This is a genomic window from Azospirillum sp. A1-3, assembly GCF_023806445.1.
Lineage (GTDB): Bacteria > Pseudomonadota > Alphaproteobacteria > Azospirillales > Azospirillaceae > Azospirillum.
This window is the reverse complement of the sequence record NZ_JAMSLU010000002.1, coordinates 523,987-547,449: the sequence shown is the minus strand read 5'-3', so window position 1 is coordinate 547,449 and position 23,463 is coordinate 523,987. Positions and strand designations below refer to the sequence as shown.

The 23,463-nt window shown below is 67.1% G+C and carries 20 protein-coding genes and 1 riboswitch; of the genes, 4 read left to right on the top strand and 16 right to left on the bottom strand.

Annotation, left to right across the window (positions count from 1 at the left end):
* Positions 1-93: 93 nt before the first annotated feature.
* From M5E06_RS15925 to M5E06_RS15875, 10 genes are all read right to left on the bottom strand, one after another.
* Complete coding sequence (locus tag M5E06_RS15925; protein ID WP_252138993.1) at positions 94-1,188, bottom strand: IS630 family transposase; 1,095 nt, start codon at positions 1,186-1,188, stop codon at positions 94-96.
* A 344-nt stretch (positions 1,189-1,532) separates the two neighbouring features.
* Positions 1,533-2,306: a 3-oxoacyl-ACP reductase gene (locus M5E06_RS15920; RefSeq protein ID WP_252138992.1), complete on the bottom strand. Its 774-nt coding sequence runs from the start codon at positions 2,304-2,306 to the stop codon at positions 1,533-1,535.
* A 10-nt stretch (positions 2,307-2,316) separates the two neighbouring features.
* Positions 2,317-3,327, bottom strand: a complete 1,011-nt coding sequence (locus tag M5E06_RS15915; protein ID WP_252138991.1) for an ABC transporter substrate-binding protein — start codon at positions 3,325-3,327, stop codon at positions 2,317-2,319.
* A gap of 6 nt (positions 3,328-3,333) precedes the next feature.
* Positions 3,334-4,083 carry an ABC transporter permease gene (locus tag M5E06_RS15910; protein ID WP_252138990.1) on the bottom strand — a complete coding sequence of 250 codons (750 nt, stop codon included), beginning with the start codon at positions 4,081-4,083 and terminating at the stop codon, positions 3,334-3,336.
* A complete protein-coding gene (locus M5E06_RS15905; RefSeq protein ID WP_252138989.1) occupies positions 4,080-4,862 on the bottom strand; it encodes an ABC transporter ATP-binding protein in 783 nt (260 codons plus the stop codon). Before M5E06_RS15905 ends, M5E06_RS15910 begins: the two co-directional genes overlap by 4 nt.
* Entirely contained in the window at positions 4,852-6,327 is a 1,476-nt protein-coding gene (locus M5E06_RS15900; protein WP_252138988.1) for an acyl-CoA reductase, read from the bottom strand. The genes M5E06_RS15905 and M5E06_RS15900 overlap by 11 nt, the downstream gene beginning before the upstream one ends.
* Positions 6,328-6,341: 14 nt before the next feature.
* The gene (locus M5E06_RS15895) at positions 6,342-7,439 is read right to left on the bottom strand and encodes a LuxE/PaaK family acyltransferase (protein ID WP_252138987.1); all 1,098 of its coding nucleotides are present in this window, start codon (positions 7,437-7,439) and stop codon (positions 6,342-6,344) included.
* Positions 7,440-7,543: 104 nt separating this feature from the next.
* Positions 7,544-7,676, bottom strand: a riboswitch (TPP riboswitch).
* A gap of 611 nt (positions 7,677-8,287) precedes the next feature.
* A complete protein-coding gene (locus M5E06_RS15885) occupies positions 8,288-9,391 on the bottom strand; it encodes an ABC transporter ATP-binding protein (protein ID WP_252138986.1) in 1,104 nt (367 codons plus the stop codon).
* A gap of 17 nt (positions 9,392-9,408) precedes the next feature.
* On the bottom strand, positions 9,409-10,836 hold the full coding sequence (locus M5E06_RS15880) for an amidase (protein WP_252138985.1): 1,428 nt from the start codon (positions 10,834-10,836) through the stop codon (positions 9,409-9,411).
* Positions 10,837-10,849: 13 nt separating this feature from the next.
* Positions 10,850-12,229, bottom strand: a complete 1,380-nt coding sequence (locus M5E06_RS15875) for an aminotransferase (RefSeq protein WP_252138984.1) — start codon at positions 12,227-12,229, stop codon at positions 10,850-10,852.
* 212 nt (positions 12,230-12,441) lie between these two features.
* Between M5E06_RS15875 and M5E06_RS15870 the strand changes: the two genes are divergently transcribed.
* The 4 genes from M5E06_RS15870 (at position 12,442) to M5E06_RS15850 (ending at position 16,555) form a co-directional block, all read left to right on the top strand.
* Entirely contained in the window at positions 12,442-13,395 is a 954-nt protein-coding gene (locus M5E06_RS15870; protein ID WP_252138983.1) for a transketolase, read from the top strand.
* A complete protein-coding gene (locus M5E06_RS15865) occupies positions 13,392-14,423 on the top strand; it encodes a transketolase family protein (protein ID WP_252138982.1) in 1,032 nt (343 codons plus the stop codon). Before M5E06_RS15870 ends, M5E06_RS15865 begins: the two co-directional genes overlap by 4 nt.
* Before the next feature lie 58 nt (positions 14,424-14,481).
* The gene (locus M5E06_RS15860) at positions 14,482-15,795 is read left to right on the top strand and encodes an aspartate aminotransferase family protein (protein WP_252138981.1); all 1,314 of its coding nucleotides are present in this window, start codon (positions 14,482-14,484) and stop codon (positions 15,793-15,795) included.
* Between the two features lie 82 nt (positions 15,796-15,877).
* Positions 15,878-16,555 (top strand): GntR family transcriptional regulator, encoded by a 678-nt coding sequence (locus M5E06_RS15850; RefSeq protein WP_286208854.1) that lies wholly within the window; start codon positions 15,878-15,880, stop codon positions 16,553-16,555.
* Positions 16,556-16,579: 24 nt separating this feature from the next.
* Here the strand turns inward: M5E06_RS15850 and M5E06_RS15845 are convergent, their stop codons facing one another.
* The 6 genes from M5E06_RS15845 to M5E06_RS15820 form a co-directional block, all read right to left on the bottom strand.
* Positions 16,580-17,326, bottom strand: coding sequence for an SDR family NAD(P)-dependent oxidoreductase (locus tag M5E06_RS15845; protein ID WP_252138980.1), 747 nt, complete (start codon positions 17,324-17,326; stop codon positions 16,580-16,582).
* The gene (locus M5E06_RS15840; protein ID WP_252138979.1) at positions 17,323-18,126 is read right to left on the bottom strand and encodes an ABC transporter permease; all 804 of its coding nucleotides are present in this window, start codon (positions 18,124-18,126) and stop codon (positions 17,323-17,325) included. Before M5E06_RS15840 ends, M5E06_RS15845 begins: the two co-directional genes overlap by 4 nt.
* A gap of 38 nt (positions 18,127-18,164) precedes the next feature.
* Positions 18,165-19,415, bottom strand: coding sequence for an ABC transporter permease (locus M5E06_RS15835; protein ID WP_252138978.1), 1,251 nt, complete (start codon positions 19,413-19,415; stop codon positions 18,165-18,167).
* Between the two features lie 25 nt (positions 19,416-19,440).
* The gene (locus tag M5E06_RS15830; RefSeq protein ID WP_252138977.1) at positions 19,441-20,499 is read right to left on the bottom strand and encodes an ABC transporter substrate-binding protein; all 1,059 of its coding nucleotides are present in this window, start codon (positions 20,497-20,499) and stop codon (positions 19,441-19,443) included.
* Positions 20,500-20,578: 79 nt separating this feature from the next.
* Entirely contained in the window at positions 20,579-21,622 is a 1,044-nt protein-coding gene (locus M5E06_RS15825) for a polyamine ABC transporter substrate-binding protein (protein ID WP_252138976.1), read from the bottom strand.
* 1,005 nt (positions 21,623-22,627) lie between these two features.
* Positions 22,628-23,377 carry an SDR family oxidoreductase gene (locus tag M5E06_RS15820; protein ID WP_252138975.1) on the bottom strand — a complete coding sequence of 250 codons (750 nt, stop codon included), beginning with the start codon at positions 23,375-23,377 and terminating at the stop codon, positions 22,628-22,630.
* Positions 23,378-23,463: the final 86 nt, after the last annotated feature.

Below are 23,463 nucleotides of genomic sequence, written 5' to 3'. Positions count from 1 at the left end.
TAGCGAAGAAGTTGACTGCGGCATGATTGATGCCCTTCGGCAAGTCGATGTCCGCGGCGTCGAGATCGAGTTAGTATCCCGTCTCAGAAGTTCTTATTCACTGCTGGATAGCGCGTTCTGTGTCCGGCGGCAGAATCGTTCGACAGCAGCGCGGATAGCGTCGGCGGATTTGGTCCAGCGGAACGGCTTTGGGTCGGCATTACGAGCGTTGATATAGGCATGGATGGCCGCCTCGAGTTCCTCCGTCGAGCGGTGGGTGGCGCGCCGGATCTGCTGGTCGGTGAGCAGCGCGAAGAAGCGCTCGACCTGATTGACCCAGGAGGCCGAGGTCGGGGTGAAGTGTGCGTGCCAACTTGGCCGCTTGGCGAACCAGTCACGGATCAGCTTGGTCTTGTGGGAGGAGGCGTTGTCCATCACCACGTGGACGTCCAGGTCGGCAGGGAAGTTGCGTTCGATCTCGTCCAGGAACTGGCGGAACTCTGCCGCCCGGTGGCGTGGCAGGCACCGGCCGATCACGCTCCGGGCCTTCATGTCCAGCGCGGCGAACAAAGAGCTGGTGCCGTGGCGCTCATAATCGTGGGTGCGCCGCTCCACTTGACCAGGGCGCATCGGCAGCACCGGCTGAGTGCGGTCGAGGGCTTGGATCTGGGTCTTCTCGTCCACGCACAGCACCAGAGCACGAGCGGGTGGGGCCAGGTAGAGGCCGACGATGTCGCGCACCTTGTCAACGAACTGCGGGTCACTCGAGAGCTTGAAGGTCTCGCTGCGGTGCGGCTGGAGCGAGAAGGCCCGCCAGATGCGGTGCACGGTCGCGGACGACAGCCCCGAGGCGCGGGCCAAGGAGCGCGTGCTCCAGTGGGTGGCGTCGACCGGCGCCGCCTCGAGCGTCGTGGTGACGACCTCGGCCACCTTGTCATCGCCGATCTTACGGGGGGCGCCCGGGCGGGGGTCGTCAAGCAAGCCACCCATCCGCCGCTCGGCAAAACGTCGGCGCCACGTCGCGACCGTCAGGCGGGTGACGCCGATCCGCTCGGCAATGGCGACATTGGTCAGGCCGTCGGCGGCAAGCAGAATGATCTCCGCCCGTACCGCATCGGCCCGCGCGATCTTCCGACGGCGCGAGCGCGCCTTCAGTTCACCTTGCTCGGCCTCGCTCAGTTCAATCCGTACCGCCGATCCCCAAGCCATGCCGTCCTCCATATCGGTCAGGCCGCTCAGAAAACCATCTCCAACGGCATATGGATAAAAATTCCTGAGACGGAACCCTAGGCGATAATCCGGCGCTTAGACCAAGCGCAGGCCGGGGCAAACTCGACATCCGTCAGGCACGTGTCATCGGCCCCGGATGAGGTACGCACCATCAAAACGACGATAGAGCCCTTATTCCATGCCGATTCATACCAGTTTTCCTCAATTTATGCGCCATGGTCTCCACCGGATTGGGAATCGGCCCCTTCGCCGACACACCGACTCTGATGCACGATCTTGGACAGGCGGCTCTCCAGCACTGGTCGCGCAGGCCCGGAAACAGGTCAGGTGCCGCCCATCACCAAGCCTCCATCCACCGTCAGCGTCTGCCCGGTTATGAACCGGCTCCAGTCGGAGGCGAGGAACAGCACCGGCCCGGCGACGTCCTCCGGCGTCGCGATACGGCCAAGCGGGGTTAGGGCGGTGATGCGGTCCTTCACCGGTTCCGGTGTCGACCGACTGGCGTCGGTGGGATAGACCAACCCCGGCGCCACGCAGTTGACACGGATGCCAAACGGCCCAAGCTCCGCCGCCAGGGTGCGGCTGAAGCCAATCAGCGCCGCCTTGGCGGTCGTGTAGTCGTGGTAGGGAACGGTCGGCCGCGCCACGAGGTCGGTCGCCATGTTGACGATGCTGCCCGCTTCCCGCCGGCGCAGCGCCGGCAGCACCGCCCGGCAGACGGCATGGGTGCTTTTCAGCGCCCCGTCGATCTGGGTCTGGTAATCGTCCCACTCGGTTTCCCAGAACAGCCGCCGCCGATCAGGGTCGAAGACATAGGGAGCGAAGGCGTTGTTGACGACCACGTCCAGCCCGCCGAACTCCGCCACCGCCGTCTCCACCATCCCGACGACCGCCGCTACGTCGGTCACGTCTGCGCGCAGCGGCAGCCCGTCGCCGCCCAGCGCCCGACACTCCGCCGCCACTGCTTCAGCCGCCAATTGGTTCCGGAGGTAGTTGACCACCACCATGGCCCCTTCCGCGGCGAAGGCGCGGGCGATGGCGGCACCGATGCCGCGCCCGGCACCGGTGACGAGGATGACCTTGCCCTGGAAATCCATAACGGTCCCGTTACTGCTTGGGTGGAATCAGGTCGGTGCGCACCACGGCACCCGTGTCGAGCGGGCGGGCGATCAGGCCCAGTTGGTGGAAGGTGTCGGCCCCCTTCTGCATCACGCCGGGATCGAAGGCGCCCAGCCCCTCGCGCTCCGTCGTCTCCGACACGGTGGAGGCGTTGCGCAGCTTGATGATGCCCAGGTTTACCGCCTCGTCCGAACCGTTGATGGCGCGGGTGACGGCGATGCGGGCGGCCTCCTCCGGATTGGCGATCATCCAGGCGGCACTGTCGCGATAAGCGGCGAGGAAGCGGGCGAGCAGCGGCTTCTTATTGCGGTAGGTCTCCTCCGTCACCACGAAGATGTCGCTCGGCAGGTTCAGGCTGTCGCGCACCTCGATCACGTTGACCTCGGGCAGGCCCTTCAGCCGCGCGACGTAGAGGCCGGTGTCGGTCGCCGCCGTGGCGTCCACCTGCCCCTGGATCACCGGGGCGAAGTTCAGCAGGCCGGTCACCTCGATGGTCACGTCCTTCTCGCTCAAGCCGACCTGATGCAGGAGCACGGCCAGATTCTGCCGGGTGCCGCTCGACAGGCTGTAGACGCCGACGCGCTTGCCCTTCAGGTCGGCGGGCTTGGTGATGCCGTTGGCCTTGGGCGACACCACGTTGAAGACGTTCTGCGGGTAGATGTTGTAGATGGCCACCAGCTTCTCGCCCTTGTCCAGCGCCAGATAGAAGGCGGCGGGATCGGTGAAGGCGATGTCGGCCTTGCCGGTCAGCATGGTCTGGATCGCCGACCCGCCGCCGGTGCCGGGCACATAGTCCAACGCGATGCCCTTGGACTTGAAGAAGTCCTTGTCGGGCTCGGCCAGCAGATTGGTGATCTCGCTGATCGGCTGGCTCCAGCCCGCCACCGTCACCTTGTCCAGCGCCCCGGCCGGCGTTTGGGCGAGCGCGCCGGACACGCTGCCCAACAGCAACGCCCCCACGAGTGCGGACACCCCCGCCGCACGAGAAAACAGCCCCATTCCCAGTTATCCTTTCGCCTGTCGAGACAATAGCCACCGCTCGATCAGCAGCGTGGCCTGATACACCAGCATGCCCAGCGCAGTGATGACCGCGAACAGGGCGAACATCAGCGGGGTGTCCATCATCCCCTGCGCGGCGATGATCGAGGCGCCCAGCCCCTGGCGCCCGCCGATGAATTCCCCCACCACGGCGCCGACCAGCGCCAGCACCACCGCCACCCGCAGCCCGGCCAGGATTACCGGCAGGCCCGAGGGAATTTTGAGCCGCGTCAGGGTGCGCCAGCGCCCGGCCCGCAGCATGCGGAACAGTTCCCGCTTGGCGGGATCAACGCGGTCCAGCCCGGTTAGCGTGTTCTCCAACAGCGGGAAGAAGCAGATCAATGCCGTGATCGCGACGGTGGAGGACATGCCGAAGCCGAACCACAGGATGAACAGCGGCGCCAGCGCCAGCTTCGGCACCACCTGGCTGGCGATGACGTAGGGGTAGAGCAAGCGGCGCAGCCCCGCGACTTCCGCCAGCGCTACCCCGGCGACAAAGCCGACGAGACAGCCGATGCCCAGCCCCAGCGCCATCTCCGTGGCGGTCATCGCCAGATGCGACAGCAGCCGTCCGCTCGCCAGACCGCTCCACAACGCAGCCCCCACCGCCGAGGGCGACGGAAGCACCAGCGCCGGGATCCCCGACCAGCGGCAATAGCCCTCCCATCCCGTCAGCAGCAGCGGCGGCAGCAGGATCGCGGCGATGCGGGTCGTCATTCCGCCGCCTCCGCCCGCCGGAGTCCGGACGCGCCGTCCATAGCGTGGCGCAGATCGCGGCACAGCGCGTTGAAGCGCGGGTCGTAGCGCAGGTCACGCGGGCGCGGGCGGGGCAGATCGATGGAGACGCTGTGGCGCAGCCGCCCGTCCGCCATCACCGCGACGCGATCGCCCAGATAGACCGCCTCGGCGATGTCGTGGGTGACGAACAACGCGGTGGTGCCGCGCTGCGCGCACAGCCGCAGAAGATCCTCCTGCAACTCCTCGCGCGTGAGGGCGTCAAGCGCGGCGAAGGGCTCGTCGAGCAGAAGCAGCGCCGGATCGGCAATCAGCGCGCGCGCCAGCGCCACCCGGCTCTGCTGCCCGCCCGACAGAGCCCGCGGTCCCCGCTGCGACAGCCCCGCCAGCCCGACCAGTTCCAGCAGGTCCAGTGCGCGGGCGCAGTCGTCGGCGGTGGCACGGCGGTGCAGCGTCACCGGCAGCAGCACATTATCCAGCACCGTCAGCCATTCCAGCAGCGTCGGCGTCTGGAAGACGACGCCCACCGCATCGCCCGGCCCCTGCACCGGCGCCCCGTCCAGCCGCACCTGTCCGGCGGCGGGGGCGAGAAGTCCGGCGGCCAGCTTCAGCAACGTGGTCTTGCCGCAGCCGCTGCGCCCCAGCAGGCAATGAACCGCCCCACGGCCAACCGTCCAGTCGACACCATCGACAATCGCAGCATCGCCGTAATCGAAGCGCACGCCCTCGAAAACCAGGAAGGTGGCCGGATCAATCGGCATAGCGGGCTAACCCCTCTGCCAGCCCTTCCGCCGACCGCTCGATCTCCGTCACCGTCACCAGATCCAGCAGGTTGAACCGGCCGTCGTGGTGCCAGCCGGCCTCCGGCGCGGTCATGTTGCCTAAGGCGCAGAGCCGCGTTACCCCCGCCGCCCCCAGTGGTCCGGCCAGGCGGAACAGTTCCTCCGGCGCCGCCGCGATGCCGGCGGTCTGCAAAATGGCGCGGTGCGGGGCGACGCGGCCCGCCACCTCCGCCAGATCGTCCACCGCCACCACGGCGATCGTCCGGTTCAGCGCGGTCGGCGCCAGCCCATCCGGCGCGTCGGTGCAGGACACGCACCAGCCGCCCGCCGGGTCCGACAGCAGCAGATGACCGGACCCGTCCAGGCCGCGCATCGTCTGCCTGTCGCGCCAGCCGGCGACCTCGCCGGCCTCCGCCATCGACAGGGCCCGGCGCGGTTGTTTGCGAGCCAGCACCGCAAGTTCATGAGCGAGCATGGCGGCGAAATCCTGCGGCGAGAGCCGGCCGCCGCGTTCGACAAACAGCGTGTGCGGCGAATAGCAGCCTTGCTGATCGTAGCGGGCGATGTCGTGGGCGGCCAACCGTGCCGTCTCCCCCGCCCGCCGCGGGTCGAGGGCGGCTCGCGACACCAGCGCGAAGCTGATCTTGTGACCATAGGGCAGGAATCGGGTGCTCACCGGCACCCGGTCGCGGATCGCCGCCAGCGCCGCATTGCCGCCATAGGCGACCACGGTATCGGCCTGGGCCAGCCATGCCCGCTCCGCCGCCGCGTCGCCGCCCTTCCACCACACCACCGCCAGGCAGTCGCCCAGCCTGGGATCGATCTCCGCCAGCAATTGCGCGAACCAGCCCGCGAACAGCGGTTCGGCGCTGGGCAGCTTGCCGACCGTCCCGGACTTGACCAGCAGGCCAGAGATAAGGCTCCATAAAGGCAGTCCCGGCACATTGCCCGCCCAGACATGCAGCAGCAAATCGGGACCGAAGGCGCGGGTGAAGCCGCCCTTGGGTGCCGGCTGGAACTCGTCCAACACCTGCGGGTTCGCGAAGTCCTCCGTCAGGAAGCGGCGCAACTCATGCGCGCGGAAGGTCTTCAGATAGCCGGTCAGCCCCAGTCTCACCATCTCAGCGTCATAGCCGGTGACGATGGGCAGCAGCCGCTCCGCCCTGCGGCGCCAGGGATCCTCGCGATTGAGCAGCCGTTGGATCGCCGCGTCGATCACGGTTACGATGTGCGCCGTCGACAGCGTCTTCAGATAGCCGCGCGCCGTCGCCCGGACCGTCGCGGAGACCCGCTCCACCTGCCAGGCATCCAGCACCGGCACCGCCACGCGCAGCGCCGCAGCGCCCGATCCGAAGGTCAGCACGCGCCGCTCCACCGCCTCCGGCGGCAGACCGGGCAGATGACCGGCCGGTTCCGGACGGGAGAAATCGTCGCCGAAAGCCAAGGCCGCGCTCCCGCTCAACCGCGTGCGGCGGCGAGGAAATCCTCCACCGCCAGCGAGCAGCCCTTGGCTTGCGCGCCGGCGACACGTCCCAGCAGGCGGAAGCCCCCCTCCTCCAGAATGCCGGCGTCTTCGGTCAGGATGGCGGCGACCGAGTTGATGTGGGCCAGATCATGGTGCACCAGCACGCCCATGTTGCCGGGCGGCACGTCCAGGCCGGACAATGCGTCGACGACGCGGCTGCGGATCCAATGCGGGCCGGATTTCAGCGACGGACAGACCGCATTGCCGTCGTCGTAGAACTGGGTGCTCAGCTCCGTCATTCCGTACATGTTGATGCAGCGCTGACGCGGCACGCCGAAGAATTCGGCCAGCTGGCCGTAGAACTCGTCCGGTTGCAGCTCGCGCGACTGGCCCTTGAAGCCGCCGGTGTCGAGGATGCGGCTTCCCTCCGGCAGGCCGAAGCGGCGGCCGTCGCGCGCCATGGCGTCCATCAAATGCACGAAGCCATAGCTGGCGCCCAGCAGGGCGAAGGGCTCCCCCGACCGCTCGGCGGCGTCCAGCCGGTCATAGAGCCCGGCGATGTCGATGCCCGCCTCGCCGATCCAATGGAGGCTGTCCGGCGTGCCGCATTCCGCCCGCGCCAGCTCCAGATAATGGGCGAGCGAGGAGTTCGGCATTGCCGTCTCGGTCGGGAACAGGATGCCCATCGCCATCCGCTCGTCCCCTGCCCCTGCCCCTGGCATGAAGCGGCGGCGGAAGTTGAGCAGCGTGGAACGGTCGTAAACCGTCAGGGTCGTGTGGTGGATCTGGCCGCGGATGCCGCCCTTGGTCGTGCCGCTGGTCATGAAGATACGGGCGGATTCCTCCGCCGGGCGGCAGCTGAGCGTCAGATCCTTGAAGGCGTTGATCGGCACCGCCGGGATGTCGCGCCAGCTCTTTACCCCGCGCGGCACCCGGCCGCGCTGCATGGCGAAGCGGCGATAGGGCTGGTTGTGCTCGAACTGGTGGGCGAAGACCGCCAGCGCCAGGGCGTTGAAGGCCTCGTCGGCCGCCGCCCCGGTTCCGATGTCGGCCTCCATGAAGGCCAGAACCTTGTCGTAGATCGCGCTCACGGCCACCCTCCTCATCCCATTTATCTCCAAACGGCACCGACCGATGGAGCAACAAACGAATCCGGAACGAGCCTGTGGGGTATGGATCTGCGCGTCGGCCGCAAAGGCCTTCTCGTCCCGCATCCCTACGCCGGCATGACCCGGATCAGGTTCTAAGGGTTGCCGCGTCGCCCGGACGCGAAGGACCGGGCCGGCGGGTGTCTCAGCCTCCTGAACGAGGCTCCCCTGGGAACGGAACGGAGCCTAGAAGACCATCGCGCCTTCTGTCAACGCCGGGGATGCCGGCCCTCTCAGCGTCAAGGATTGTCATTTCCCCCTCCTCCTGCTGGCGTGCATACACCGTCGACAGAACGCCGGCTCGGCGAGGGAAGGTGAAACTCAATATATTTGCGGAGCAATAGCCTACCCGCTCCGCACCACCGGCGATGCCGCCGTTCCGTCGGCGGTGCGTCTCCTTACGCTCCTCCGCTAACGCACTCCCCTGCCAGCGCGGGGCTGGATTCCGACCTGCACAGCGAGCTGGCGGGCGTCCTGGCGGTCTGCGAGGGCGCCGCTCGGATGCGCAAGACCCAGATGCACGAACGCCCCGGCTCTTTCGAACCGGGGCGTCAAGTGTCGGTGGTTGCGGGGGCAGGATTTGGCCTTTACCGGACGCGTGCTCGATATTGAAGAACGGATGGAGTTCGAAAAGCATGGTACGAGGAAGCGACGATCCTGGCGGAAGCTATACATCGGCATGGATGTGGCAAACGGCCGGATTGTCGCCGCAGCTCTCACCGACCACGCGGTCCCAACTAACGGTGTGGAAGGCGCGAAAGCGCCTCCCCGCCGGCGGGATGTCGTTTCGATCAGTGACCCACCGGCAGTGCGATGGCGTCGGCCGGTCCCCATTCCACCCGATAACGGCCGCCCGGACGCACATGCTGGTGATCGGCATTGTTGGGAATTTTCGCGACCAGCCCGGCGGCCGGACCGTCCGCCAGATGCACGCGGATGTGGTCGCCCAGATAAATCAGGTCGGAGACATGGCCGAACAGGCTCCGCTCTCCTCCGGCGCCACCAGCCGCCTCTGCCGGCACCAGCCGGACCCGCTCGGGCCGCAGCGACACGGTGACCGAAGCACCCGCCTCGAGACCGGCGGCAACACGGGCCTGCACCACCGAACCGCTTTCCAAACGGATGGTCCCGCGATCGTCCTGCCGGTCGGCCAGCACCCCAGACAGCCGGTTGTTCTCGCCGATGAAGCCGGCGACGAAGACGGTGGCTGGTTCCTCGTACAGTTCCGCCGGCGTCGCCAGCTGTTCGACCCGGCCGCGGTTGAAGACGGCAATGCGGTCGGACATGGTCAACGCCTCCGCCTGGTCGTGGGTGACATAGACCATGGTCACGCCGAGACGTTCATGCAGATGCTTGATCTCGAACTGCATGTGTTCCCGCAAGTTCTTGTCCAACGCCCCCAATGGCTCGTCCATCAGGACCAGATCCGGTTCGAACACCAGCGCCCGCGCCAGCGCCACCCGCTGCTGCTGCCCGCCCGAAAGCTGGGACGGGCGGCGCTGCGCCAACGCACCCATCTGCACCATGTCGAGCGCGCGGGCCACCCGCCGCTCCGTCTCCGCCCGCCCCATCCGCCGCACCTTCAGCGGATAGGCCAGATTCTCGGCGATGGTCATGTGGGGGAACAGCGCGTAGTTCTGGAACACCATGCCGATGTTACGGCGGTGCGGCGGCACATTCTGAATCGGCTTGCCGGCCACACGGATTTCGCCGCACGACGGCGCCTCGAACCCCGCCAGCATCATCAGGCTGGTGGTCTTGCCGGAACCGGACGGCCCCAGCATCGTCAGGAACTCCCCCTTCGGGATCGACAGGTCCAGCCCTTCGATCACCAGAGTGCGCCCGTCATAGCTTTTCTGGACGCCGGCGAACTCCACAAATCCCTGATTTTCCATGATCATACCCTCCGGGGTCAGGCGGCGTGGACGGGCGGGCGGCGGTCCCGCCAAGGGCGGGCGGCTTCCAACTGGGCGGCAAGACGGAACAGCGTCGTTTCATCGCCGGCGCGGCCGGTGAACTGGGAGCCGACCGGCAGCCCTTCGGCGTTCCAGGACAGCGGAACGCTCATCGCCGGCAGACCGGCCATGTTGGCGAAAGTGGTGAAGGCCAGGAATTGCATGAAGCGGTCCATCACTGCCTCCCCGCCATACAGCCCGGCATCGAAATGGCCGAGCTTGGGCGGCGGCGAGCCCAGCGTCGGCGTCAGCCAGACATCGTAGCGGTCCAGGAAGCGTCCGAGGATGCGCGAGAAGTCGTGGAACCAGCCGAGATCCGTCACGTAATCCGCCGCCAGGATGCGGCTGCCGCGCTCAAACAGGTAACGGTTGAAGGGTTCGACTTCCTCCACCAGCGCGGCGGGGGAGCGGTTGTTGGCGCGGCCGATGCTCCACAGGCTACGCGTCGCCGTCATCGACCAGAAGCGGCGATAGGCCGATTGGTACTGCTCCGCATCGAAGACCGGGGCGGCGATTTCAACGTCATGCCCCAGCTCGGCGCAGAGGCGTGCGGTGTCGCGCACCGCCGCCACGCAATCCGGGTCGACGTCGGTGCCCAACAGCGACCGGTCGGTGACCGCGATGCGCAACCGTCCAGGCTCGCGGCCGACCTGCGACAGGAAACTTCCGGCCGGCGGGGCGGCGGTATAGGGATCGCCGGCCATCGGCCCGTGGGTGGCGTCGAGCAGGACCGCGCTGTCGCGTACGGTCATCGTAACCACATGTTCGTTGACGATGCCGCCCAGGCTGTCGCCCAGATCAGGCCCCATGGTGATGCGCGCCCGCGTCGGTTTCAGACCGAACAGGCCGCAGCAGGAGGCGGGAATGCGGATGGACCCGGCGCCGTCGCCGCCATGGGCCGTCGGCACCATGCCGCCAGCCACGGCAGCCGCGGCGCCACCGCTCGACCCGCCGCTGGAGCGGCGGGTGTCCCACGGGTTGCGGGTCGGGCCGAACAGCACCGGCTCCGTCGTGCCGAGCGTGCCGAACTCGCACAGGTTGGTCTTGCCGACCGTCAGCAGGCCGGCCCGGCGGTAGCGCGCCATCAGTTCGCTGTCATGATCGACGACGGCGCCGGCCAGAAGGCGGGAGGCGCCGGTGGTCGGCGTGCCGCTGACATGGCAGTAGAGATCCTTGATCAGGAAGGGCACGCCGGCGAAGGGGCCGGACGAGGCCTCTCCACGCGCCAGTGCGGCGCGCGCCTGATCGTAGAGCGGCAGGATCACCGCGTTCAGCACCGGGTTCACCGCCTCGATGCGGGCGATGGTGGCATCGAGCAGTTCGGCGGCGCTGAGCTCGCCGTCGCGGATCAGGCGGGCCTGATCGAGCAGATCGAGATAAGTCATGACGCGTCCCTCCTCAGGCGGCAAGGCTGTCGCGGGACAGCGCGTCGGCAACATCGTCCAGCGCGGCGCGCAGCCGCTCCACCAGCGCGTCGATCTGGCCGGGCTCGATGACGTAGGGGGGGCAGAGCGCGATGTTGTCGCCCATGTTGCGGATGATCGCGCCATTGGCGAGGCAGCACCGCTCCACCTGCGCACCCACCCGCAGGGCGGGGTCGAAGTCGCGGCCGGTCGCCGGGTCGGCGGTCAGGCCGATGCCGGCCAGCAGGCCGACGCTGCGGATTTCACCGACCAGCGGGTGCCCGGCCAACGCCTCGTCCAGCGCGGCGCGCAGATGGGCGCCCAGCCGGCGGGCGCGGCCGACCACGTCGATCTCGTGATAGATGCGGATCGCCTCCGCCGCGACCGCTGCCGACACCGGGTGACCGGAATAGGTGAAGCCATGGCCGAAGACGCCGACCTCCGCGCTCTGGTCGGCAATCGCCTGATAGATGCGGTCGCTCAGCGCCACCGCGGCGATGGGGATGGCCCCCGACGACAAGCCTTTGGCCATCGACATCATGTCGGGCAGGAAGCCGAAGGTCTGGCTGCCGAACCAGTTGCCGGTGCGGCCGAAACCGCAGATCACCTCGTCGGCCAGCAGCAGGATGTCGTGGCGGGCCAGCACCGCCTGGATTTTGGGGAAATAGGTCTCCGGCGGCAGGATCACCCCGCCCGCCCCCATCACCGGTTCGGCGATCATCGCCGCGATGTGATCGGCACCCTCCGCCTGGATCAGCGCCTCCAATTCGGCCGCCAGCCGCGTTGCATAGTCCTCCTGGCTTTCTCCCGGCTCGGCATGGCGGGCATGGTTGGGGCAGGCGGTGAAGACCACGCCTTGGTCCGGCAGGTTGAAGGCGCGGTGCATGTGCGGCAGGCCGCTGAGCGCCGCGCCCATCACCGTGCTGCCATGGAAGGCGCCAAAGCGGCTGATGATCTTGCGCTTCTCCGGCCGGCCGCGCGCGGCGTTGTAGTACCAAGCCAGCTTCACCATGGTGTCGTTGGCTTCCGACCCCGAATTGGCGAAAAAGATCCTGCCGCCCTTGATCGGCGAAATGCCCGAAATCGCCTCCGCCAGCGCCACGCAGGCGTCGTTCGTGCGGTGGTTGAATGTGTGGTAGGTCGCCAGCGTCCGCATCTGGCGGGCGGCGGCATCGGCCAGCCGCGCCTCGTCGAAGCCGAGTGACGCGCACCACAGCCCGGCCATCCCCTCGATATAGCGGCGGCCGGCCTCGTCGACGACATGGACGCCGTCGCCCCGCACCAGGGCGAGCGGCCCGCGCTCCTCGTGGGCGCGGGCGTTAGTTTGCGAATGCAGATGCAGGTCGATGTCCAAGGCACGAAGGGCGTTGGTCATGGGATCGGCTCTTCCTGATTGCGGGAATTGGGTGGGGGCGCCGACGGCGTTCCGGCTGCGGACCCGACTGGAGAGTGGGTCGGAAGGAGCGGCAACGTCGCGCTTGCCATTTCCAGCTTGTATCTTATAAGTTATAAGTTGTCGAGGGCAATTCGGCGCGCCTTCGTACCCCGCCGCTCACGTTCCAGCGCCGATCCGCTGACAGGAAGACCATGCCAACGACCGCCACCGCCGCACCGGCGCCCGATCCCATGGGCGCCGACCGGACCATCACGCCTGCCCCTCTGACACCCGAAACAATCGCCCATCTGGAGGAGCGGGCCCGCCATGTCCGGCTGGAGACGATCCGGCTGATCGCCATCGCCAAGGTCGGCCACTATTCCTCGACCTTCTCGTGTGCGGAACTGTTCGCGACGCTCTATTACGACGCCATGCGCCTGCGGCACGGCGAGCCGCGCTGGCCGGACCGCGACCGCTTCCTGATGGGCAAGGGCCATGCCGCGGTCGGACTTTACCCGCTGCTGGCCGACTGGGGCTTCTTCCCGAAGGAGCTGCTGGACGGCTACACCCGGCTCGGCAACCCACTGGGCGACCATCCGGACATGACCAAGGTGCCGGGGGTGGATTTCAGTTCCGGCTCCATTGGGCATGCGCTGTCCGCCGGGCTCGGCATGGTGATGGGCGGCCGGATGACGGGCCAGCGCTTCGACGTCTATGTCATGCTCGGCGACGGCGAGATGCAGGAGGGGCAGGTGTGGGAAGCTGCGATGGCCGCTGCCCACCAGAAGGCCGGCAACCTGATCGCCATCGTAGACCGCAACGGCTACCAGCTCGACGGTCAGGTGGACGAGGTGATGGGGATCGAGCCGCTGGCCGGCAAATGGCGCGCCTTCGGCTGGGAGGTGCATGAGGTGGACGGCCACGACGTCGCCGCCCTCGCCACCCTGTTCCGCCGATTGAAGCAAGACAGCGCGCGCGAAAAGCCCGCCTGCATCATCGCCAGAACGCTGAAGGGCAAGGGCGTCGGCTACATGGAGCGCGAGGCCGGCTGGCACCTCGGATATCTGGCGCCGGAGGACGAGGCCGCCGCAATCGCCGAGATCATGGGCCAGCCCGCCTACCCGGCCACCACCCGCGAAGACGCAGCCCAGGGAGACGCCCGATGACCGCCCCGATGACCGACGCTATGATTGCCGCCACGACCATCGGCGACACCCTCACCCGTCCGGTCGATCCCGGCAGCTGGCAGTACCGGCAGCTCAACTCCCGCGCACCCGGACTGTCCTACCTGTCGGACGCGCTGTCGGCACTGGTGGCGGAAGGCCATCCGGTGATGGCCGGGACCGCCGACCTGCAATATTCCAACGGCCTGGCTCGCTTCGCCGCCCGCCATCCCGACCGCTTCGTCCAGTTCGGCATTTCGGAGCAGAACATGGTGTCGGCGGCGGCCGGCATCGCCACAACCGGGGTGATGCCTTTCGTGGCGACTTTCGCATCCTTCCTCGGGCTGTTGTGCTGCGAGCAGATCCGCATGGATGTCGCTTATTCCGCGCTGCCGGTGCGGCTGATCGGACACCATGCCGGCATCGCGCTCGGCTTCTACGGCACCTCGCACCATGCGACGGAGGATCTGGCGATCATGCGCTCCATCGCCGGGCTGACCGTGGTCAATCCTGCCGACGGGCCGCAGCTGGCCGCCGCGATCAGGGCATCGGCCGACCACCCTGAGCCGATCTATTTCCGCATCGGCCGTGGGCAGGAACCGAACGTCTACGACGACCTCCCGGACTTCCAATTCGGGAAGGCGATCGAGCACGAAACGGGCACCGATCTGACCGTCATCGCCTGCGGCACCATGGTCCATCCCTGCCTTGAAGCGGTCCGCACCCTGCGGGCTTCCGGCCTGTCGGTCGGGCTGATCGACATGCACACGATCAAGCCGCTCGACCGCGACGCGGTGCTGGTGGCGGCCGAACGCTCCCGCATCATCCTGACTGTGGAGGAGCATAACATTCTCGGCGGCCTCGGTGGCGCCGTGGCGGAGGTGATGGCGGAGGCCGGCACGAAGGCGCTGCTGATCCGCCACGGCATCCGCGACGAATACAGCCTGATTGCCCCGCCGACCCATCTCTACCGCCACTACCAGCTCGACGCCGCCGGCATCGAGACGGTCATCCGCGACATCCTGGCCTGACACAGCCGGCCGGGACGGCAATTTCGGCTTCGTCCCGGCTGCACCATAAGGACCGACCATGCCCAGCAAGACCGACAACGCCGCGCTGACCGCGCGGGCGCGGGCCGTCATGCCTGGCGGGCTGCTCAGCCCGAGCCGCCAGCTGGCCCACCCCTATGTCTTCGTGCGCGCCTCCGGGCCGTACCTGTACGATGCCGACGGCAACGAGCATGTCGACTATCACTGCGGCTTCGGCGCCAACATGCTGGGCCACTGCGCCGACGCCGTGCGCGACCGCGTGACCGCGGTGTCCGAGCGCATCGACCTGATCGGCGCCGCGGCGCTGGACCTGGAGATCGAGGCGGCGGAAACGCTGGTCCGCCTGATCCCCTGCGCCGACCGGGTGGCCTTCTGCAGCAGCGGGTCGGAGGCGACCTACCATGCCCTGCGGCTGGCCCGCGCCGCCACCGGGCGACGCACCGTCATCAAGTTCCAGGGCGGTTATCACGGCTGGCACGACTATGTCGCCATGAACGTGCAATCGCCCGCCGACCGCATCGGACGGTACGATCCGGTGTGCGACGGCATCCTGCTCGACGCCGCGCGGCACACCGTGGTGCTGCCCTACAACGACGCCCAGGCGTTCGAGGATTACCTAACCGCCCATCCAGGCGAGGTCGCCGCGGTGATCGTCGAGCCGATCGCCCACAATATGGGCTCGGTGATCGCCCATGACGCCTTCCTGCGCGACCTGCGCCGGCTGACCGCCGACCATGGCACCGTGCTGATCTTCGACGAGGTCATCACCGGCTTCCGCCACGCGCTGGGCGGCTACCAGTCCATTGCCGGGGTGACGCCCGACCTCGCCACCTTCGGCAAGGCGGTGGCCTCCGGCCATCCGGTCGGCATTCTGGCCGGCCGCGCCGATCTGATGGAGCGGCTGGCACGGACCGGCGAGGGGGCGGTCTTCATGGGCGGCACCTTCAACGGCACGCCGCCGTCGCTGGCGGCCCTGCTGGCGACCATCGGCGAACTGGAGCGGCCGGGCACCTACGAGCGGCTGTTCGCGCTCGGCGACCGCATGCGAAACGGCCTGTCCGCCATCGTGGAGCGGTTGGGGATCCCGGCGCAGCCGGCCGGCTACGGTTCGGTGTGGCTGCTCTATTTCTTCCGGGGCACCTTCCAGCGCTACGAGGATCTGCTGCGCAACGACAACGCCGCCGACCTCGCCTTCCGCCGGCGTCTGGTGGAGCAGCGGTTCATCTTCCAGCCCCTGCCGCTGAAGCGCCTCTACCTGTCGACCACCCATGACGAGGCGCTGATCGACCGCACGCTGGACGCCATCGCCGAAACGCTGCATGCGCTGCATCTGGCAATGCGGGTCGGCGCCTGACTTTCCGTGTTATAGCTTATAGGACGGCAGGAGGCGGCGCCCCCTGCCGTTCGTCCGTGTGTGAGGAGATGATGTCGTGCGAATGCAGCCGATCGAACCGGGAAACCTGTCGGCACGGTCCTATGTGGCGGTGCGCGAAGCGCTGATCGCGGGGAGCTTCAAGCCGGGCCAGCGGCTGGTCATGCAGGATCTGGCGGACGAGCTGGGCACCAGCATCACGCCGGTGCGCGAAGCCTGTCTGCGGCTGGTCAGCGAACAGGGGCTGGAGCTGAGGTCGGGCCGCTTCGTCTGCGTGCCGGGGCTCAGCCTGTCTCGCTATCTGGAAATCCGCACCATCCGCATCGCGCTGGAAGGTCTGGCAGCGGAGATCGGCGCCGCCTATGCCACGGCGGAGGACATTGCGCGGCTGACCGAGGCGCACGCCCGGTTCGACGCGGCGGAGCGCGCACGCGATGTCGCGGCGGCGTTGCAGCACAACCGCGACTTCCATTTCACCGTCTACCGGCTGTCTGGATTGGAGATGCTGATCGGCCAGATCGAAAGCCTGTGGGTGTCGATGGGACCGATCCTGAACGTGTTCTACAACGATGTCGAACACGACGATTATGCCGGTGCCGACGAGCATCTGGCCCTGATCGCCGCACTCCGCGCCCAAGACGGCCCCGCCGCGCGGGCCGCCATTGAACGCGACATCGTCCGCGGCGGCGAGAGCCTGATCCCCTATCTGAAAAAGGTCGGCCAGTCCCTGACGCCGGCCTAACCGGCGCCGGGGAACAGCCTTTATTCAGTCTTCGTCCAGACCGCGGGGCGTCCGCATGCCGGCGGTCTCGCCGCCGTCGATGGTCAGGACGGTGCCGTTGACGTAGCTCGACCGCTCCGACAGCAGCCAAGCGACCGCGTCGGCGACCTCCTCCGGCGCGCCGAAGCGGCCGGCAGGGATACGCTGCTCCAGGCGGCGGCGCTTGGTCTCCTGGGTTTTGATGCCCTGCATCATGCGGGTGTCGATCTGACCGGGGCAGACGGCGTTGAAGCGGACCTCGTCGCCGAATTCCAGCGCCAGCGCCTGGGTCATGCCGATCACCGCCGCCTTCGACGCGCAGTAGATCGCCAGCCCCTCCTCGCCGATCTTGCCGGCGACGGAGGCGACATTGACCACCGCCCCGCCCGCCGCCCGCAGCCCCGGCAGGGCGAGGCGGGTGAACAGGAAGGCGCTGCGGGCGTTCACCGCCATCACCAAATCCCAATCCTCCACCAGCGCCTCGGCGAAGGCAACGCGGCGCGACATGCCGGCATTGTTGACCAGCCCGTCGATGCGGCCGCCGCCAAGCTCCATCGCGCGTTCGACCGCAAGGGCGCAGTCGTCGGGCGAGGCGACATCGCCCTGCTGGAAGACGGCCCCCGGACAGCGGCCGGCGAGGTCGGCGCCGGCCGTCTCGTCCCGGCCGATGAAGAGGACGCTCCGCCCCTCGCCGGTCAGGCGCTCCACACAGGCACGGCCGATGCCGTGCGTGCCGCCGGTCACGATGATCATGCGTTGCTCCCAGGCTTTGAACCGGTCCCCCGCCCCAGCCGGGTCAGGAGAACCATGAAGACGACGGTGACGCCGACCAGCAGGGTCGACATCGCCAGGATGGACGGGTCGATGGTGTCGCGGATGCCGTCGAACATCTGGCGCGGCAGGGTCCGCTGCTCCGGCCCGCCGATGAACAGCGCCACCACCACCTCGTCAAAGGAAAAGATGAAGGCGAACAGGCCGCCGGACAGCACGCCCGGCAGGATCAGCGGCAGCGTCACCGTGAAGAAGGCGCGCACCGGCGAGGCGCCCAGGCTGTAGGCCGCCCGCACCAGTGTGATATCGAAGTTGCGCAGCGTCGCCGTCACCGTGATGACGACAAAGGGGGCGCCCAGCACCGCATGCGCCAGGATCAATCCCAAATAAGAGGCGGTCAGGCCGATCCGCGCGAACAGGAAATACATGGCGACGCCGCTGATCACCACTGGCACCACCATCGGCGCGATCAGCAGACCGAGCAGGAAGGAGCGTCCCGGCAGGTCGTTGCGCGCCAGCCCCAGCGCCGCCAGCGTGCCCAGCAACGTGGCGAGCGCCATGGCGCCGACGCCGACGATCAGGCTGTTGCTCAACGCCGGCAACCAGGGGCCGGAGGCCGCCAGCACCTTGTCGTACCATTGCAGCGACAGGCCGGGGATCGGGTAGGACAGGAAACCGGCGGAGCTGAAGGAAATCGGGATGACCGCCAGAATCGGCCCCACCAGGAAGACCATCATCGCGCAGTAGAAGGCATAGTGGAGAACACGGGTCGGACTGGACATGGTTCGGCCTCTCGTGATTGCTCTTTGGAGCGGGGACCTCACTGGATGCCGGCGATGCGACCGACGCCGATCAGGCGTCCGACCGTCGCGTAAAGCAGCATGATGCAGAGGAGCAGGATCCCCCCCAACGCCGACGACAGGCCCCAGTTGATTGTGGTGTTCGCATAGTAGGCGATGAAATAGCTGGTCATCTGGTCGCGGGCGCCGCCGACCAGGCTGGGCGTGATGTAGTAGCCGACGCCGATGATGAAGGTCATCAGGCAGCCCGCCCCGACGCCCGGCAGCGTCATCGGCAGATAGACCTTGAGGAAGCCGACCGCCGGATGGGCGCCCAGCGAGGCCGAGGCCCGCATGTAGGAGGGCGAAATGCCCTTCATCACGCTGAGGATCGGCAGAATCATGAAGGGCAGCAGGATATGCACCATCGCGACATAGAGGCCGAAGCGGTTGAACACCAGCTCCAGCGGCGCATCGACGATGCCGAGCCGGGTGAGCAGCCCGTTCAGCACGCCCTCCTTCTGCAACACCACGATCCAGGCGCTGGTCCGCACCAGAAGCGAGGTCCAGAAGGGCAGCAGCACGCAGACCATCAGGACCGACGCGAAGCCCCGCGGCAGGCTGACCAGCGCATGGGCGAGCGGGAAGCCCAACACAAGGCATAGAAGCGTGGTGACGAAGCCGATCCACAAGGTTCGGCCCAGCGTGTCGATGTAGATGCGCTCTTCCGCCGGAGCCCTCACGATGGATCCGCCGTCGTCCATCCGCAGGTCGAGCGCCGTCAGCAGATAATAGGGCGTCAGCGGCGGGCTGGCCCGGCGCAGCGCCGCCCAGGTGGCAGGCTCGCCCCACCGCGTGTCGATGGCAGTCAGCTCCGCCGTCCAGCCCGCCTGCGGCCGGTCGATAGCCCGGACGGCGCGCGCGGTCTTGGCCAGCAGCGCGCGGTAGCCGGCGCGCTCGTAATTCAGGCGCCGGCTCGCCTCGCCCAGGCGGGGCTCGCCATAGGCGGCCTTGAGGTCGCGGGCCAGTGCCGCATAGGCGCTCTCGGGCGGTAGGCCCTCGCCGGTCCAGCCGCGCATTTCCGCAGCGGCGCCGGGCAGCGCCCCGCCCACCTCGCCATTCTCCACCGCGTGGAACAGCATGCCGCCCAGCGGCAGCACGAAGACCAGGGTGAGGAACAGGACCAGCGGTGCGATCAGCAGCGCCGAGACCATCCGGGCCTTCGCGCGCGATGACAGGGACGGCGGCGCCAGCGCCGGAGTCCCGTCCAGAGTTTCAGTGGTGCTTGCCATACGCGTCATCGCTCCGTCCCGCTGGTCATCGGGAGCGCCAGTTGGCGAAGCGGGCTTCCAGCGCCTCGCCATGGTCGGCCCAGAAAGCGGTGTCGAGCGGGACCGCCAGCTGGAAATTCGCAGGGTTCGTCGGCAGGTCGGCAGCTAGCGCCGGGTCGATGCCGAGGTTAGCCTTGCGGTTGGTCACGCCATAGGCGATGTGGCTGGGAAAGCGGGACTGCACCTCCGGCCGGCTGGCGAAGGCGATAAAGCGCTCCGCCGTGGCGCGGTTCTTCGCCCCCTTCGGGATCGCCCAGTAATCGACGCCCAGCACCTGCCCGTTCCAGGCGAGCGCGAAGGTCCGCCCGCTCTGGTTGGCTGCCGTTACCCGTCCATTGAAGGCGGCGGACATGACCACATCGCCCGACGCTAGCCGCTCGATTGGTTCCGCGCCGGAGGTCCACCACAGGATGTTGGGCTTGAGCCTGTCGAGTGATGCGAAAGCGCGGTCCACCCCGGCCGGCGTCGCCAGCAGCTTGTAAACCTCGCCGCGGGGCACGCCATCGGCCAACAGGGCGATCTCCAGCGTCATCTTGGCGGTCTGGCGCAGGCCGCGCTTGCCCGGCCAGCGCTGCACGTTCCAGAAATCGGCCCAGCTCTTCGGGCCGTCGGCGATGCGGGAGCGGTCGTAGGTCATCACCATCGACCAGACGAAGGCGCCGACACCGCACTCGCTGTAGGCCTCTTCGATGAAATCCTTGCGGTCGCCGATGGCTGTCCAGTCGATCTTCTCGAACAGACCCTCCTCGCAGCCGCTCAGCAGGCTGTTCTGTTCGACCTGCAACACGTCCCAGCTGACGCTGCCGGTATCGACCATGGCGCGGACTTTCGCCATCTGGCCGGAATAGGAATCCTCGGTCAGCTGTACCTTGCCGGCATCGGCGAAGGGGCGGAAGAACACCGCGCGTTCGGCGTCCTGCAACACGCCGCCGGCGCCCACGACGGTAAGTTGCTGGGTTTGTACGGGAGATTGCCCCAGGGCCGGCACGGACAAAAGTCCGGCCACCAGCGCGCATCCGACGATGCGCGTCGCGTAAAGCATCATGACTCTCACCTGTTCAGGGAATTGTTTGCGGCGGGCTGTTCACCTGGTCCGCCCTGCACCCGGTCCGGTGAACCCGGATCTACTGGGCGACCCAGCGCTCGAAGCGCTGCTGTAATTCGTCTTCGTTGTTCACCCAGAAGGGTGTGTCGATCATCAGCGCGCCCGCCATGTTCTGTGGGGCGGTCGGCAGGTCCGGCTGGATTTTCGGGTCGATCAGGGCGGAGGCGCGGCCGTTGGTGACGCCGTAGGGGATCGTCTCGGCAAAGCGCTTCTGCGCGTCCGGGCTGGTCATGTAGGCGACAAGGTCCCTAGCCGCCACCAGCTTGTCGGTGTCCTTGGGGATCGTCCAGTAGTCGGCGGAATAGAGCTGCTGCGTCCACAGCATGGTGAAGTTACGCCCATCCTTGTTGGCGGCGGCGACCCGCCCGTTGTAGGCGGAGGTCATGACGACGTTGCCGGCGGCGAGCCATTCGACCGGCTGCGCGCCGCTGACCCACCAGCGGATGTGCGGCTTGATCTGGTCCAGCTTGGCGAAGGCGCGGTCCACCCCGGCCTTTGTGCCCAGCGTCTCATAGAGCTTGTCCGGAGCGACGCCATCGGCCAGCAGAGCGATCTCCAGCGTCATGCGCGCCTGCTTGCGCAAGCCGCGCTCGCCCGGCCATCGCTTGAGATCCCAGAAATCGGCCCAGGACCTCACACCGGGGGTCTTGGCCGGATCGAAGGCCAGCACCTTCGACCAGACGAAGGCGCCGACGCCGCAGGGCGCCTTGACCTGCGGGAGGATGTCGGCGGCGCCGGGCTGGCTTTTCCAGTCGAAGGGTTCGAGCAGCCCCTCGTCGCAGGCCAGCGTCATCTCGTTTTCGTCCATTTGCAGGACGTCCCAGGTGACCGTCCGCGACTGGTTCATCGCCTTCAGCTTGGCGATGCCGCCGGTATAGGATTCCTCGATCAGCGGCGCACCCGACCGTTTGGCAAAGGGCTCGAAATAGGCGGTGCGCATCGCATCCTGCAACGATCCGCCGAAGCCCACGACGGTCAGGTCGCGCGCTTGCGACGACCCGGACGCAATCAGCATGGCGAACAGAATGGGCGCGCCAAGGCGCCCTGCCCGTCTCGTCATCATCCGACCCTCCTCACTTGGATCCCGGAAATTGTGTGGAACCCGGAAGGCCGGCGGCATCGCGCCGCAACAGACCATCCGATGCAGCGATCTTATAACTTATAAATTACCTGTCAAGGCGGGCAATTCAATCAATGCGTCGTTTGGTGAAATGCGGCGCAGACTATGAACCAGCATCCAAGCGGAACCCCATGCTGAGCAGATCAACTCTTTGAAACAGCTGACAAAATCTCTCCTATGACGGGGTCCCAATCGGCGCCGATTGAGACCTCATATCGGAAAAAAGTTCCCTAATTTACATAACCTTACGCCAATCCTGACAGGGGGGCCGCTTGTGGCTCATTAACAATCAGATCACGCTGCAGCCGGACGGCAAGGGTATGGCAATCATGCTGCGCGGCGATCTGGCAGCAATGCTGAGTTTCGCCGCGAACACGACGAGACCCAGCCTCCGTGGGGAGACCGGGCTTATCTGCGATTCGGGATCGCAAGCATCTTTGGTTGCGAGGCAGGATTTGAACCGACGACCTTTAGGTTATGAGCCTGAAAGTGGGTGGGTTCAGTAAATGCCGCCAACCAGCAAGACCTGCTCAGCACGAAAGCACCGTGCTTACTGGAGCACCCAACCGGCCTAAACGTAGTTGCTAGGTGATCGAAAAGTTGGTTGGGGGGCTAGGATTCTACCCCCCATCCGCCCGCCTCGTCACGACCGCTCAGAAAGCCAGTTCCGCCGCGGTTCTTTTGATTATGGGTGATCGATGGACACCACGCCGCACTTGTCATGACGCAAGCGCCTACTCCCTGATAGCGACGTGGCGCGCTGCATGATAGCCTGACGGATGAAACAAGTCGGCCTGGAGGGAGCGACGCGTGGCAAGGCGATGCGCACCACGATTAGCGACCTCAAAGTCGTGCATTGACCAGAGTAACAGAGCGGAAGCCGCCTGAATGCCATATTCTGCAATACATTCGTCAGCGCGGCTTCCGCGGAGCTTCGACCGGTAACGGTCAGATGGTTCTACCGCCATCCACCTCCAGGACGACGCCGGTGATGAACTCGGCTTCGTCCGACGCCAGATAGAGGCAAGCGTTGGCGATATCCTCCGGCCGCGAGAGACGGCCCAGCGGAATGGTGGCGAGGAACTTTGCCCGGTTCTCCGGCGTATCCGGAACGCCCATGAGCGGTTCGAGCATATTGGTGGCGCCGATCACCGGGGCGACGCAATTAACGCGGATGCGGTCGGGCGCCAGTTCCGCCGCCATGGATCGTGACAGCAGGTTGACCGCTCCCTTGGAGCCGTTGTACCAGGTCAGGCCCGGGCGCGGCCGGATGCCCGCGGTTGATCCGATGTTGAGGATTACGCCGCCGCCCTGCTCCTTCATCACCGGGACGGCTGCCTGGGTCATCAGGAAGACCGAGCGCACATTGACGTTGAAGACACGGTCGAATTCCTCGCCAGTGACTTCGAGCAGAGGCTTGTTCCGGTGGGTCCAACCGGCGTTGTTGACGACGATGTCGAGCTTGCCGCCGAACTCGACCGCCGCCTGAACCGCGCGGGCGATGTCCTGGGCGGAGGTGACATCGCCCTGGACCGCCGTCGCCGCGCTCCCGATCGAGGCCGCGACGGACTTTGCGCCATCGCCGTTGAGGTCCATCAGGACGATTTTGGCCCCTTCGCGGGCGAAGGTCCGGGCGATGCCGGTTCCGAAGCCGGACGCCGCGCCGGTCACGAGGGCAATCTTTCCTTGCAGACGCATGATGATCTCCAGATACAGGTTCGTTGGATGGAGGACGATGGGACCCGCCCAAGGTCGGGGCGATGCCGATGACGGGTCGATTGAGG

What these genes read in the sequence shown, in the direction of transcription:
- M5E06_RS15915 (WP_252138991.1), bottom strand. Translation starts at nt 3,327, where the DNA reads ATGGGGCTGTTTTCTCGTGCGGCGGGGGTGTCCGCACTCGTGGGGGCG.
- M5E06_RS15840 (WP_252138979.1), bottom strand. Translation starts at nt 18,126, where the DNA reads ATGTCCAGTCCGACCCGTGTTCTCCACTATGCCTTCTACTGCGCGATG.
- M5E06_RS15835 (WP_252138978.1), bottom strand. Translation starts at nt 19,415, where the DNA reads ATGGCAAGCACCACTGAAACTCTGGACGGGACTCCGGCGCTGGCGCCG.
- M5E06_RS15870 (WP_252138983.1), top strand. Translation starts at nt 12,442, where the DNA reads ATGCCAACGACCGCCACCGCCGCACCGGCGCCCGATCCCATGGGCGCC.
- M5E06_RS15850 (WP_286208854.1), top strand. Translation starts at nt 15,878, where the DNA reads ATGCAGCCGATCGAACCGGGAAACCTGTCGGCACGGTCCTATGTGGCG.
- M5E06_RS15875 (WP_252138984.1), bottom strand. Translation starts at nt 12,229, where the DNA reads ATGACCAACGCCCTTCGTGCCTTGGACATCGACCTGCATCTGCATTCG.
- M5E06_RS15820 (WP_252138975.1), bottom strand. Translation starts at nt 23,377, where the DNA reads ATGCGTCTGCAAGGAAAGATTGCCCTCGTGACCGGCGCGGCGTCCGGC.
- M5E06_RS15860 (WP_252138981.1), top strand. Translation starts at nt 14,482, where the DNA reads ATGCCCAGCAAGACCGACAACGCCGCGCTGACCGCGCGGGCGCGGGCC.
- M5E06_RS15845 (WP_252138980.1), bottom strand. Translation starts at nt 17,326, where the DNA reads ATGATCATCGTGACCGGCGGCACGCACGGCATCGGCCGTGCCTGTGTG.
- M5E06_RS15905 (WP_252138989.1), bottom strand. Translation starts at nt 4,862, where the DNA reads ATGCCGATTGATCCGGCCACCTTCCTGGTTTTCGAGGGCGTGCGCTTC.
- M5E06_RS15880 (WP_252138985.1), bottom strand. Translation starts at nt 10,836, where the DNA reads ATGACTTATCTCGATCTGCTCGATCAGGCCCGCCTGATCCGCGACGGC.
- M5E06_RS15885 (WP_252138986.1), bottom strand. Translation starts at nt 9,391, where the DNA reads ATGGAAAATCAGGGATTTGTGGAGTTCGCCGGCGTCCAGAAAAGCTAT.
- M5E06_RS15830 (WP_252138977.1), bottom strand. Translation starts at nt 20,499, where the DNA reads ATGATGCTTTACGCGACGCGCATCGTCGGATGCGCGCTGGTGGCCGGA.
- M5E06_RS15825 (WP_252138976.1), bottom strand. Translation starts at nt 21,622, where the DNA reads ATGATGACGAGACGGGCAGGGCGCCTTGGCGCGCCCATTCTGTTCGCC.
- M5E06_RS15865 (WP_252138982.1), top strand. Translation starts at nt 13,392, where the DNA reads ATGACCGCCCCGATGACCGACGCTATGATTGCCGCCACGACCATCGGC.
- M5E06_RS15925 (WP_252138993.1), bottom strand. Translation starts at nt 1,188, where the DNA reads ATGGCTTGGGGATCGGCGGTACGGATTGAACTGAGCGAGGCCGAGCAA.
- M5E06_RS15910 (WP_252138990.1), bottom strand. Translation starts at nt 4,083, where the DNA reads ATGACGACCCGCATCGCCGCGATCCTGCTGCCGCCGCTGCTGCTGACG.
- M5E06_RS15920 (WP_252138992.1), bottom strand. Translation starts at nt 2,306, where the DNA reads ATGGATTTCCAGGGCAAGGTCATCCTCGTCACCGGTGCCGGGCGCGGC.